The following is a 15,005-nucleotide window of genomic DNA, read 5'->3' on the forward strand; positions in this document are numbered from 1 at the left end:
GATGGAAGAGCTTAAAAAATATATATTGTCCCAGGTCGCTAAACAACAGTTGAGTAAAGACGAAGCGAAGGTCTTGCTTACAGAACTGATGGAAACTACTGAATCCGTTCAGCGGGACGTCGCGATTATTGGGATGGCAGGCCGTTTCTCAAGTGCCAATGATACTGAAGAGTTCTGGAAAATCCTGAGGGACGGTGTGAATGGCATCCGTGAATTCCCTCCGGAGAGGCTTCGTGATATTGAACATGTATTACGTAACCCGCATTACTCAGAGTTTATGCTCGGTAATGCAATACATCCTGAGGATATTCCTGACATTAACGTCCGGGCCGGATATTTAGACGAAATAGACAAGTTCGATGCCGCTTTTTTTGGAATACCCCGCACTGAGGCAACGTACATGGACCCCAATCAGCGTGTAGCATTGGAGATTGCATGGGAGGCTATGGAGGATGCAGGCTACGGCGGTGATTCTCTGATCGGGAGCCGGACGGGTGTTTATATAGGCAGGGATGAAACCAATTATTCTTTTTACCGGCTTAGCTCTGATAAGCATCCTATGCAGCTCACGGGCTCGTGGGAGAGTATGATTGTCAGCCGGATTTCGTATGCTTTCGATTTTAAGGGACCCTCTATGATCATAGATACGGCTTGTTCTGCAGGGCTGGTTAGTATCCATATGGCAGCTCAAGCTCTGATTGCTGGTGAATGCCATCAAGCGATTGCCGGAGGTCTTAATCTGACGACAACAGGTGAAATAAAGCCTCGTTACTTAGAAGGGGCGAACATGGAAAACGTGGAGTCAAACGATGAATTAGTCAAGACTTTCGATGCAAAGGCTAACGGTACAGTATGGGGAGAGGGAGCCGGAGTAGTCCTGCTTAAGCCACTGCATCGGGCACTCGAGGATGGAGACCATATCCGCGGCATAATAAAAGCCAGCGCCATCAATAACGATGGCAGAACGAATAGCTTGACAGCACCAAGTGCAAAAACGCAAGAAGATGTAATTGTCGATGCTTGGGAAAAAGCGGGCATTCCGCCTGAAACGATCTCTTATGTTGAAGCCCATGGGACAGGTACTGTATTGGGCGACCCCATTGAGGTAAAGGGACTGATGAGTGCTTTTCGCCGATATACATCCCGGCGGCAATTCTGCGGCATCGGATCACTGAAGAGCAACATGGGGCATATGGTTGCTGCCTCCGGTGTGGCATCCTTGATTAAGGTTATTAAGTCCATGGAGCATAAGGAATTGCCGCCTACAATCAATTTCTATACGCCTAACCCGTATATTAATTTCGTTGAAAGTCCTTTCTATGTAAATAACAAGCTGCAATCCTGGGATGTTAATGGAATTCCCCGCCGGGCTGCAATCAGTTCCTTCGGCTTCAGTCGGACGAACTGTCATCTGGTTGTCGAAGAAGCACCTAATATGGAGCCGAAGCCAGCTTTGCAGCCCCGGTATTGTCTATCCATTAGCGCTAAGAATGAAGAGGTGATGCAGCAATACCTCCAGCGCTACATGCCATTTTTAAAAGGGGATTCATGGAATCTGGCTGACTTATGTTACACCTCGAACATTGGCCGGGGACATTATGAATACAGGACTGTAATTATTGCAGGAACTGAGAATGAACTGCGCGAGAAAGTAAAGGCCTTAGTGAATAACGGAGGGAGTCCCCTAGGGTTAACCGGAGTATACACGGGCTATCACATGATTGTAAGTGAGAAGAAGCAACTGCTTGAATCTGGTGAGCTTAGCGTGTACACACGTAATAACCTTAGTGAATTAGCCTCATTTAAGATGAAGGATTATCTGAACGGGGATTCATCGGACGCATCGATACTTGAGAGAGTGTGCCGGCACTATGTCGAAGGAGCCGATATTAACTGGGAGCTTCTCTATCATAAAGAATCTCGCAGAAGGATACCTATTCCAGTATATCCATTACAGCGAATACGTGTGTGGGCTGATCCCAAGGTCAGCAAAATCCGCACAAAGCCCGCAGATAATCTGCATCCTCTGGTAGAAGAGAAGCTTCCAGCCCATGAAGGAAAACACAGCTATCAAACAACGTTCAGAATTGATAAGCATTGGGTACTGTCGGACCACCGGATAAGCAACAAAGCTGTGCTGCCAGGTACAAGCTACCTGGAAATGGTGCGATTTGCTGCAGCTCGAGCTTTTGGCCAGGAGAGCATTGAGTTTCGTGATGTATTCTTTCTGTTTCCTCTGATCGTTGAAGAAGAGGCTGAAGTATTGGCCCAATTAACGCTAACGCCAAGGGAGTCCGGCTACTCGTTCTCTGTGGCGAGCTGTAATCAGGCTGGGGAGTGGATTTCCCACTTAGAGGGTAAGGTATATGCTTTGAATGTTGAATTAGGTCAGGATCGGATGGATCTAACGGATCTCAAGTCCCGGGCAGATGAGGTGCAAGATCCTTTCATAGATGACCACGACACTGGAGTTTTTAGATTCGGTCCCCACTGGGATACGGTACGTGCAGTCTGGCGGATTGGTTCTGAAACACTGGCTCGTTTGCAGCTAGCAGAGAATTTAAAGCAGGAGCTTAATATCTATCCTTTACATCCTTCGCTACTGGACAATGCAGTTAATCTGACCAGCCAAAGTACGGGGGAGACATTCCTTCCCTTCATGTACAAGCGGCTAAGATTCTATCGTTCGTTTACACAGGAATTATATACTCATATCCGCCTCCATACTGCTAAGGATGGAAGAGGCGAGACTATGACCTATGACATAGATATTGTAGATGCTGAAGGACGGATTGCGGCACAAATCAGCGATTATTCTGTTAAGCGGGTGCATGACCTCGATTTAATAGGCAGTGATGATACAGCAGGTTCCTGCTTACAGATGACATGGGTAGCCCGCGAAGAGTCGAAGAAGTCATTGTATGAAGAGAAGGACGGACCGTGGGCGCTCATTGCAACCGAAGGAAGTCGCTATCAGGGCTTGCGGAACGCTTTGGAAGTAGCTGGAGTCGAGGTGGTGACCTTTCTGCTGGCAGCGGATAACAAGGAAGAAGCTGCTCCTGCTTATACACCAGATCCAAAAGGTATGGATACGATATTGTCAATTGCCGAGAAGAACGGAGTCAAGGGACTGCTGTTTTCATGCGATTACACCTTAGAGGCTGGGGAATCTGATCTGGGGTTTGCCGAAAGACGCAGTCTCGGCGTGGATGCCTTGTTCCAGCTATGTAAGAGCATTCTGAACGGAAAGTCCAAATGGCCCGGCGGTCTAAAAGTATTGGTACGGGATGCCTGGGCTGTAGACCATTCGGAGTGGATCGTTCCCCTTTCGGCGGCTACAGGAGCGCTTGGAAGAGTAATCGGTCAGGAGTATAAGCACTTAAATGTAGACATTGTGGACGTATCGGGGCCGGTCTCTGAAATTGCCGTAGTGGATGAGTTGTTCCGGTTCAAAGGAGCCGGACTACGGGCATTACGTACTTCGGGAGTTTTCATTGAGGAACTGCGGCCGCATCGTGTGCCGCTGAACACGAGTCTTTCATTGGAGCGTACAGGTGTCTATTTAATATCCGGTGGTCTAGGCGGTGTGGGTCTTGCTGTGGCTGGACGTTTGGCTGAGAAAGGCAAGGCAAACGTCGTACTGCTGGGCCGAACGCCTATAGCGCCGGCTGATGAATGGAAGAGTTTATCGGAATCAGGACCTTCCGAAAGGACAGCATTATATTGCAAACTGATTGATCTAAAATCCCGGTTAGGAAGTTTGGAATATATAAGCCTTGATGTCTCAAATCGTGATAGTGTCCGAGTATTAGGAGATTCCCTGCAGGATCGTTATGGAGAGATCGCAGGAATCTTTCATGCCGCTGGTGTAGCGGGAGACGGTTTTTTGATGTCTAAGGATAAAGAGCAGTTCTCGCAGGTACTGAATCCTAAACTAGATGGCACGATGAATTTGATGCATCTTCTTCTACCGCAAGAGGGCAAGGGATTTTTGGCACTCTTTTCTTCAATCACAGCATTGACCGGAGGAGAAGGGCAAGGTGACTACTCTGCCGCGAATGCATTCCTTGACTCTTTCGCTGAGTCTGCAAGCAGACAACGGGGGCTTAAGGTCATCTCAGTGAATTGGCCGAGCTGGAAGGAGGTAGGCATGTCTGTAGATTTCAGTATAGATGCTGCTGATAACCTCTTCAGCCATCTAGATGTAGAGGACGGGCTTAACTGGCTTGAATACTTGATTGTTCATCCTAAGCAGCGTATCGTTCCGGCAGCTCTTAATACGAGACTGGCGGCTCAACTTGCTGATGATCTGCCTTTCCGGCTGGCTCCAGAAATTTCTATACCGTTGGCTGCCAGTGATAAGGGATCAGGCCAAAGTCAGAGTGAGGCATCGGTCAAATTAAAGGGAGTTGTCGAGATAACCGATACGCAGCGTACATTAGGTAATATTTTTGCTGCGGTACTGGGACTAAGTGAAATAGATGTATTTGCAAGCTTTCAGGATATGGGGGGGAACTCTCTGATGTCTACGCAGCTATTGAAGCTGCTTGAAGATCAGTTCCCGGGACTTGTTGATATTTCGGACATCTTTTCATATCCCTCGGTTAATGACATGTCAGACTTCATTGACAGCCAACGACAACATACTGTGCCTGACGAATCATTAACTGCAGGCCAATCGGATGATGTGGTGGATGAACTCATGGAACTCTTAGAGAGAGAATTGAGCGGAACAGAATTTTTGGAGTTCTTTTTAGATAAGTCTACTGGGGGGGGACAGCGTGGCGAAGGATAGTATGAATGTCAAAAAGGAATTGATTCAGTTTCTTCTGTCTAAAGTGAAAGAACGGGAGCTTGATCCAAATTTGGTGAAGCAATACTTGAAGGAACTGGGGAGTACAGCTAAGAGTGATGTTGAACCTATAGCAATAGTGGGCATGTCCTGCCATTTCCCTGATGCCGACAATCCTGACCAGCTCTGGGATAATCTTTCTGCTGGCCGCCAGTCCATTACGCCGTTCCCGGCTGCGAGACTCGAAGATTTTAAACGTATCCGCAAGATTAAGGGGCCCCTTCGTCAAGGGGGATTCCTGGAGTCAATTGATGCTTTTGATGCGGAATACTTCAATATCCCACCTCAAGTGGCCTTACACCTAGATCCCTATCATCGTCTGTTGCTTGAGACCTTTATAGAAACGATAGAAGATGCAGGCTATCATCGCGGCCAGTTACAAGGACGTTCCGTAGGGATCTTTGTGGGCAATGACCATACACACCGATTGAGCATGTCCTATATGCCCTTTGTGTCGGATCAGGATTTTACAACTGTGACCGGATCATGGACAGGTGTTTTGGCCAGCCGCTTATCCTATCTGTTGAACCTTCATGGGCCAGCGATTGTACTCGATACCGGCTGTTCCTCAGCTCTGGTGGCATTGGATTATGCCATTAAGGCTATCCGGCAAGGCGATTGTGATTCTGCTCTTATAGGGAGTGCCAACCTCTTTTTAGACCCGGTGAATTTTGATAATGAGACCCAGTCCAGTGAGTATATTGTAAGAGCTTTCGACAGCGGCGCAAGTGGTACTGTCTGGAGTGAAGGTGTAGGAGCGGTATTTATCAAACCGTTGTCGAAAGCTCTGGCTGATCAGGATCATGTATATGGAATCATTCGCGGTATTGCGATTAATAATGATGGGAAATCCAACGGCTTGACTGCACCAAGTGCCCGTGCACAACAGGAAGTCTTGCTAAAGGCTTGGGAGCGTGCGGGAATACCTCCTGAAACGATTTCTTATATTGAAACACATGGTACGGGGACCCATTTAGGCGATCCTATCGAGATAAAAGGACTGACTGGCGCTTTTTCCAAGTTTACGAACAAGCGGCAATTTTGTGCCATTGGGTCTGTTAAGTCCAATATAGGCCACACGGTAGGATCGGCTGGAATGGCTTCTCTGATTAAGGTGCTCTTATCCTTGCGCGCACGCGCGTTGCCTCCAACAATTAACTTTCAAATGCCAAATCCATATATTGATTTCTGCAACAGCCCAGTTTACATCCAAGACACTTTAACATCATGGGATGCTGGCATGGCCCCAAGGCGTGCGGGAATCAGCTCCTTTAGTCTGTCGGGTACAAATTGTCATCTGGTGGTAGAAGAAGCTCCGATTGATGAACGTTCTGGTATAGATGAGGGGCTGAGCCTGTATCCTTTATCGGGACGTAACATTAAGCTTTTGGAAAAAACGGTTCTGCACCATCTGAGGTATGTGAAGAAGCATCCAAACATGCGTTGGCATGATATGTGCTTTACTGCCAGTACAGGGCGCGAGCATCATCATGTGCGCGCAGCTATACTATGCCGGAATGCCCAAGGTCTCATAGCTGGACTTGAGGTCTTGGCGAAAGCTATCTCCAAAGGAGGATGGGATACATATACCTATCAGCAGTCGGGAGAAGGGGTTAGCCTGTGGTTAACACCGGAATCCTCTACCTTTGCTCAGAAGGAAGAGCAGACTGTGGATAGCGAGACTGCCATGCAGAGTCTTGTAGCGTCTCTGGCAAATCCGGAAATGCGGGAAATGCCAAATGCATGGATGTCACTGGCTGAACTATATATCACCGGGGTTAACGTTAACTTCGAGGGGATCTATGCGAATCAGTCAGTAAGACGAACTCCGCTACCTCCCCAGGTATTTAACAATCAGCGTTACTGGGATGAAACTCCCCGGAACTTAGGGGAGAGCGAGTCAGAGGCGTCTGAAACAGGGAACAGTATGAAGTTCGATGCTGTATCAATATGGAAGGAAGCAGTAGCATCAGGTTCCCGATTACCTGCAGAGCATGAGGCTTCTGGTAACGTAGAGGTTTTATTGGCCTGGATATGGTCTGAGGTATTGGGGTATCCAGTCATTCATCCTCAGGATGATTTCTATGCGCTTGGTGGTGATTCTATCAATGCGCTCAGAATCATCCAAGTGCTTAATACAGCGTACAGCCTAGAATTACCCCCGTCGTCGCTTTTGGGTTTCCCGGTCTTTAGCGATTTTGTGCAAACCGTGTTCAAGGATTTCGGTTTCACAGATGCAGTACTGGATTCTCTGCTGGAGGGGTCTACCGTACAAGCTCAGGTTATTCAACGCTCTCAAGGTGAGGAGAATACCTTGGCGCTTACTCCTGCCCAGAGCAGAACGTTCCTGTCGGTGAGTATGATGCCCGATTCGGTAGCGTATAACGTTACGGGAGTTTCGAGAATTCGGAAGCATGAAAATATCGACGATGTTGAAAAAATAATGCGCCGTCTGATCGAACGTCATGAAAGTTTGCGTACATCGTTCCATCTGCAAGATGGATTGCCTGTGCAAGTCATTCGTTCCAACGTGAATTTTAATGTAGAGCGCAAGTTACTGGAGTGTGAAGATCATGCGGATATCCGGATGAACATGCTACAGGCAGAGCTTCAACGATTTGTCCGACCGTTTGATCTGGAAACGGCACCGCTGGTAAGGGCTGGATATTTCGAGATCAATGGTCATGAGGCCTATCTAGCTATTGATCTGCACCATATCATTACAGATGGAGCTTCAATGGGGATACTCTTTGCCGAATACATGGCTTTGGCCGAGAACAGGACATTATCACCTTTGTTGATGGGATATCGGGAAGCCTCCGCACTGATTCGGAAGCGTCTTGATGAGACAGCCTTGCAGAAGCAGCGTCAATGGTGGAGGGAGCAGTTCGCTGATGGAATACCTGTGCTGGATCTTTATATGGACAAGCCCCGTCCGGCGTTACGGGATTACCGCGGCTCACGGGTTATTCATATGGTGCCCGGTGCGCTGACAGCCCAGGTGAAGCAGTTGGCCAAGAACGCTGGAGCGACTTTGTTTACAGTCCTGCTGGGAGCCTTTCACAATCTTTTGGCCCGTCTGGGAGGCGGCCGTGATATTGTCATTGGAACACCGGTAGCCGGAAGACCTTATCTGGAGTTTCAAGAGATTGTAGGGATGTTCGTTAACACGCTGCCTATTCGGACAAGATCCACCGATATGGAGAGCTTTCATGATTTTCTGGGTCAACTTAAAACGACGGTAATGTCAGCTTTTGATAATCAGGAATATCCTTACGAAGCTTTGATCGAGGATTTACAGCCTGAGCGTATTCCTGGCCGTAACCCTTTGTTTGATGTCTATTTTGCTCTACAAAACGTTGACATGGGACTGTCGGGCTCGGATGAGAAATTTATAGAGTTTGATTCGAGAACCGCAAAGTTTGATATTACGGTAAGTGCAAGAGAAACCCCGGAAGGTCTGCTTATGGAATGGGAATATGCAGAAGCTCTTTATAGGCATTCCACTATAGAACGAATGGCTAGGCGATTTGAACGGCAGCTTGCCTCCATAGTGGATAATCCGTCTTCTCCCTTAGATGAACTGAATCTGATGGAGGAGGGGGAGATGGATTTGATTCTAAATCAATGGAACCGTGCTGAGATGCCATATCCTGATGAACGGGGAATTCCCGCCCTTTTCGAAGAGATGGTCGATCGCCGAGGCAAGGTAGACGCATTAATCATGGATGGCCAGCGCCTGAGCTATGAGGAACTGAATGCTTGGGCCAACCGTATTTCGCGAGAGATTGCTGCGCATGGTGTTGAACCCGGATCCGGTGTAGCTCTTTTATTAAACCGTTCCTTCGATATGATTGCTGCAATAATAGGTGTTCTAAAAGCCGGATGCTATTATATCCCAATGGATTCTGAACTATCCACGGCTCGTTTGCAAATGATGCTGGTGGATGGTGGGGCAAAGCTTTTGCTTTCTCATGGAGAATTATTCCATAAATATAGGGAATGCCTTGATTATGAAAATCCTGTGCTGGATCTTAATGCGCTAAATCCTGATGTTTCTGACGCCAATCCTGCCTTACAAGTGGATGGTAATACTGCAGCCTATGCCATGTACACATCAGGTTCTACTGGAACGCCTAAGGGTGTTCTGGTAAGCAACAAATCAGTTATAAGATTGGTGCGTAATTCAAGGTATCTTGACATCCTTCCTGATGACGTATTATTGCAGTTGTCTAATTACTCCTTTGACGGCTCAGTATTCGACATCTTCAATGCATTATTAAATGGCGCAGCGCTCGTATTGCTTCATAAGCATGAGGTCACCAATCCCCAAGTGCTGAGCCAAATCATTTTGAGAAACAAGGTATCTGTGCTTTTCGTTACTACTTCTCTGTTCAATGCGATGGTTGATGTCAATTTAGAATGCTTTGATTCTACTCGAAAAGTCGTTTTTGGTGGTGAAGCAGCATCGCTATATCATGTGCGGAAAGCTTACGAACGCATAGGTCCTAATCGTCTAATTAATGGCTATGGACCTACGGAGACAACGGTGTTCGCTGTGACGTATGCAATAGACTGTTTGCCGGGAGATGAAGGAATTCCCATCGGATATGCTATTGGCAACACTTCATTGTATGTGCTGGATAACCGGATGCATCCCCAGCCTATTGGAATGCCAGGGGAATTGTACATTGGAGGGCCTGGTGTGGCAATAGGATATTTGAACCAGCCGGAGCTTACGAGAGAGCGCTTTGTTAAGAATCCCTTCCAGCCGGATGAAAGGTTGTACCGCAGTGGCGATCTGGTGGTTCGCGGGGCTGACGGACTTCTAAAATATTTGGGTCGCAGCGATCAGCAGGTGAAGTTTAGAGGATATCGCATTGAGCTGGGGGAAATTGAAACGACCGCCAATTGCCTGGACTCTGTAATAGGAGCGTATGCTGGAATTCATGTGGATCAAGCAGGAGTGCGGAGCCTCTGCTTGTGGGTAGTCCTTGATGGGGATTCAAGTGAAGTTGGGTGCCAGAATGTACGCCGTTCGCTAGAAGAGACTCTTCCAAGCTACATGGTGCCATCGTTTGTGATTCCTATCTCCGTCTTACCGCTCAATAAGAATGGAAAGATTGCCGAGAGTCAACTTCCCGGACCCTTCTCAGGTGCACAGAAACCGGTTCGCGCGCCCCGCAATGAACATGAATTGTTGCTGGCCGATGTATGGTCTCAAGTTCTGGGCATTCGTACGCCAAGCATGGATGATAAATTCTTCAATGTGGGCGGCGATTCGATCAAAGCCATCCAAGTAATCGCAAGACTTCAAGATAAAGGCTATAGCGTGAAGATGGAGGATTTGTTCAAAAATCAGAGTATTGAATCCTTGGCTCCACATCTAAATATGCAACTCAAGATGCAGGTTGAGCAGCACGATATTCAAGGCGTCTGTGCTCCTGGCGCTATTCAGAGTTGGTTTTTAAGTAATGAGTTGAATGCCGGCAGACGGTTCAATCAGGCCATGTTCATCAGAAGCAATACAAGCTGGGATCGTACAAAAATTCAAGCGGCGTTGACCAGTATATGCAGACATCATGATGCCCTTAGGCTGACAGTATCATCGGATGGAAGGATGCGATTGCGGAGTCCAGATGAAGGTCCGATGTACTATTTAACGGACTTGCCACCGCATTTAAATGAAGATGCGCTTCATGAAGCAATGATTGAAGTGCAAAAACATATCCATCTTGACGGAGGTCCGCTGGTGGCTGCAGCTATTGGGTCAGGCCAAGAGGCAGGTCAACTATTCATTGCAGTGCATCATATGGCTATGGATGTTGTATCGTGGGGGGTGCTATTGGAGGATTTTCAGGCCTGTTTAGAACATGCAGAGATTTCGCTACCCAAGAAGACCTCATCATTCTCCGCATGGACCAAGGAGCTAACAGAATGGGCCCGATCCGGAGGCGCTAGAGATGAGCTGCCGTATTGGCTGGAATTAGCCAATGAGGTTAGGAAATTGCCGTCACCGCTTGCCCCGGTAAATGTCTTGCGCAAGGATACTGCGCGAGCAGAATACTGGATTAAGGGAGACGTTGGCCGAGCGCTATGTGGCGATGCCAACTCTGCATATCACACCGAGACTGTCCATCTCTTGCTAAGTGTTCTGGCTCGTGCATTGTGTGAATGGTTTAAGACAACGGCTCTATTAGTCAACCTTGAGGGCCATGGACGAGAGGACTTCGCTCCAGGTTTAGATATCAGCCGGACGATTGGCTGGTTTACGAGCACCTATCCGTTGTTGCTAAAGGCGGTCAGCGGAATTGGAGATACAATTAAGAACACTAAGGAAGCAGTGCGCGGAGTACCTAGACGGGGCTTTGGATATGGTGTTCTTCGTCAATTGGATTCAGGACTGGAAGATCAGGATCGAGCCTTGTTGGAAAGTCTGGTACCTGCGGTTTGCTTTAATTATCTTGGTGTGCAAGGAAATACAAATGATTCAGAAATGAATATTAACCATTTGCCAGGCGAAGTCACCACTGATGACGAATGGGAGAGCCAATGGGTGCTGGATATCGTCGCAGTTCGAGTGGAATCGGCAATATCCATAGAAATGCGATATCCCCGCGCAATGTTCAGTGAAGAAGAGATTGAAGAGCTCTTGGCGCTGCTTGATACGATGGCTGAGCAGATTGCCGAGTTCTGTTTGAAGAGAGAAAGCAGTGAGAAAACTGCTTCAGATTACACGGTAACCAAATTAAGCAAAGAAGAACTAGATAGTATCTTAGAGGATATAACATTGGATTGAGTGTATATGAATTCTAAATATTACAATTAATATCCTTTATTTTAAATAAATCGCTAAATAGTGATTATGTTTGTTTATATTAACCAAATATGGTACTATTTATTTGGCGGTAAAGGATAAACAAGGAGCTGCAATATGATCCATAAGGATGATATACAGGATATTTACGGTTTGTCTCCAATGCAGAACGGGATGTTAATAAGTCATGCTCTCGATCCTTTATCTTCAGCATATCTGGAGCAATTTGATTTTAATATTATGGGTGATGTGAATCCCCAATGTATGGAATACGCATTGATTCAGATTTCTGACTGCCATGATATTCTACGTACGGTGTTCTCCTACAAGAAAACGGATCTGCCCAGGCAGATCGTATTGAAATCCTGGCACCCTCAAATGACAGTTGAGGATTATAGGAACATGCATTCAATAGAAGCTGCTGTAGATAATTTCAAGGAAAAAGATAGAGCTAGAGGGTTTGATTTAAGTCGAGATGTGCTGCTTCGGTCAGCGTTATTGAGAGTCGGGGACAAAGCCTGGAGGTTAATATTGACTTTTCATCATATCGTGATGGATGGATGGTCACTTGCGCCCTTCTTTCAGGAGCTATTCGGATATTATGAAACTGCGGTTAATAATCAGACGATACCGGCTGTTAAAGCGGGCTACCAATATAGCGAATATATCAGTTGGCTTCAAAAGCAGAGTGTGGATGAGGCCTGTGCCTACTGGAAACAGTATCTTGATGGATATGATAAACCAGCATCGATCCCTACACTGGGGAATACGGATTCTTATTGTCATGCTAGGCATGTCTTTCCATTGAAATCGGATTTGGTGGAAGCAATGGAGTATTTGGCAAAAGCACGACAGTTTACGGTGAATACGTTGTTTCAAAGTGCATGGGGTCTGCTGCTCCAAAAGTATAACTATGTTCGGGATGTTGTGTTTGGAACGGTTGTATCTGGGCGACCACCTGATTTACCCGGTGTGGAATCCATGGTTGGTTTATTCATAAACACAAGGCCACAACGTGTTCAAACCGCTGATGGAGACAGTTTTGCCATGATTTGTTCCAAAGTGCAAGATGCAAGTTTTACATCGACTGCCTATGAATATTATCCGCTCTATGAAATTCAAACACACTGTGAACTGAAGAATAGGCTGCTGGACCATGTAGTGGCGTTTGAGAATTATCCCCTAATCGATCAACTTAGAGAAAGGGAGACGGAAGCGGAACACTCTTTATGGTTCGAGGATATTCAGGTGTATGAACGTGCGAATTATGATTTCAGCATTATCGTCAATCCGGGAAATGAGTATTCGGTTACATTTATCTATAATGAGAAACGGTACTCGCGAGAAACAATAGAAGGCTTGGAGCGAAGTCTGATAAACCTGCTAGAGGAGGCTTGCGCCAGTCCGGATGTTTCTGTAGATGAGTTGAGTTTATGCTCAGCTCTCGATCAAACGCAGATTATACAAGACTTCAATGGAAAGAGATTCACCTATCCGTCCGATACTACCGTTGACGCTTATTTTAAGAGTATTGCTTCAAGCTATCCGAACGACACTGCTCTTGTATGGAGAAATAAAGAATTCACTTATGCGGAGCTGGATGCCTGGTCTGACCGCTTAGCCGCTCTACTGCGGGCTAGAGGGGTGAGCCCTGGTGGTAATGTGGGCTTATTAGTAGGGCGTTCACCAGAAATGATAGCTGGCATGCTGGGAATAATGAAGACAGGTGCAGTCTATGTACCACTGGATATTAATAGCTCTGCTGAGAGATTGACAACAATGATTAAGGATACAGATATCCAGATGGTATGTACCCAGAAAGAACTAGAATCTCAACTGCCAGATGGTATAGCAACTCTATTCCTAGATTATACAGACAACGACGTAGCGGTCGAAGATATAAGCCAGAGTCATACTGCTGAGAGTCCGGCTTATATCATGTATACATCTGGTTCAACAGGGAAACCCAAAGGCGTGATGATTACTCATAGGAATATTATTCATCTAGTAAGTAGTGCTGGATTTATGAAGTTCCAGCATGGTCAGGTTATGCTTCAGACTTGCTCGCCTACCTTTGATCCCTGCACTTTCGAAATTTGGGTGGCTTTGCTGCAAGGAGGCACTCTGGTTGTGGCAGACGAGGAGGATTGTATTGATTCTGGAAGGCTTGGTGAATTATTAATCCGCCGAAAGGTTAACAGTACGCAGTTGGTTACTGCATTGTTTAACCGGTTATGCGATCAAGACCCTGCAGTGTTCTCTTCTTTAACAAGTATGATGGTGGGCGGTGATGTTCTATTAGCTAAGTACGTTCGCAAAGTAAGAGAGTCGAATCCTGATTTGATTCTAATTAACGGATATGGACCTACAGAAAATACGACAATTTCCACCGTTCACATTATTAACGATTCCGATTTGGAAGCAGATCGTGTCCCGATAGGACGTCCTCTGGACAATTCATCGGTATATGTTATGGATCAGGGACTTCATCTTCTCCCTGTAGGTGCTATAGGAGAAGTATGCGTGGGCGGTGATGGGGTAAGCCTGGGTTATTACAATAACGGGGAGCTTACCGATCAGAAATTTGTTCAAGATACGTTTATGCCTGATGGGAGGATGTACCGGACAGGTGATTTAGCCCGCTGGCTTCCTGATGGAACCGTCGATTTCTTAGGCCGAGCTGATTCTCAGGTGAAATTTAGGGGATATCGCATTGAGATCGGTGAAATTGAACGTACTATGGCGAACTTCTTAGACCTCAAAGAAGTGACCGTTCAGATTCAGAACGTAGGACAGGAAAAGCAACTATGTGCTTACTATACTAGCAGAGGTGTTCCTGATATAGATAATTGGCAGAAGCTATTGGCTTCCAAGTTGCCGGTCTATATGATTCCTGTTTTCTTTATTCAGATGGAAGCGTTACCCTTGACACCAAACTTCAAGATTGACAAGGGGGCACTACCGCTGCCCTCATCAATAGTTCCAGGCAGATCCGAGCGAATGCAGCCAGCAAGTGAAATGGAGAACATTATAACAGATATTTTTGCCTTAGTATTGGAAACAGAAGCTGTACCGATAAACTATAATTTTTTTGAACTGGGAGTAAATTCGCTAAACATTATTACGATTAACAATAAGCTCAAAGCGAAGCTAAATAGAGATATACCCTTAACGGTTCTGTTTGAATACACCAGTATAGCCCGTCTGGCCAAATACCTGCAGCCCAAAGAGGTAATTGACAACCAAGAAGAACAAGATAAGGAAGCTGAATTGAATGAATCCAGAAGAACTCTATTACAAACTGATAGACTAATTCGTTTCTTGGAGGGCTAAATA

3 protein-coding genes are annotated in these 15,005 nt (G+C 46.4%); all 3 read left to right on the top strand.

Features of this window, described 5'->3' with window-relative positions; translation table 11 throughout:
* Position 1: 1 nt before the first annotated feature.
* The 3 genes from NYE24_RS26810 to NYE24_RS26820 all read left to right on the top strand — a co-directional run bounded on the left by NYE24_RS26810 (position 2) and on the right by NYE24_RS26820 (position 15,002).
* Positions 2-4,795: an SDR family NAD(P)-dependent oxidoreductase gene (locus tag NYE24_RS26810; protein ID WP_342477088.1), complete on the top strand. Its 4,794-nt coding sequence runs from the start codon at positions 2-4 to the stop codon at positions 4,793-4,795.
* Positions 4,782-11,651: an amino acid adenylation domain-containing protein gene (locus tag NYE24_RS26815; RefSeq protein WP_342477089.1), complete on the top strand. Its 6,870-nt coding sequence runs from the start codon at positions 4,782-4,784 to the stop codon at positions 11,649-11,651. The genes NYE24_RS26810 and NYE24_RS26815 overlap by 14 nt, the downstream gene beginning before the upstream one ends.
* Before the next feature lie 135 nt (positions 11,652-11,786).
* Positions 11,787-15,002: an amino acid adenylation domain-containing protein gene (locus NYE24_RS26820; protein WP_342477090.1), complete on the top strand. Its 3,216-nt coding sequence runs from the start codon at positions 11,787-11,789 to the stop codon at positions 15,000-15,002.
* Positions 15,003-15,005: the final 3 nt, after the last annotated feature.

The organism is Paenibacillus sp. FSL H7-0350 (genome assembly GCF_038593195.1).
Lineage (GTDB): Bacteria > Bacillota > Bacilli > Paenibacillales > Paenibacillaceae > Paenibacillus_AQ.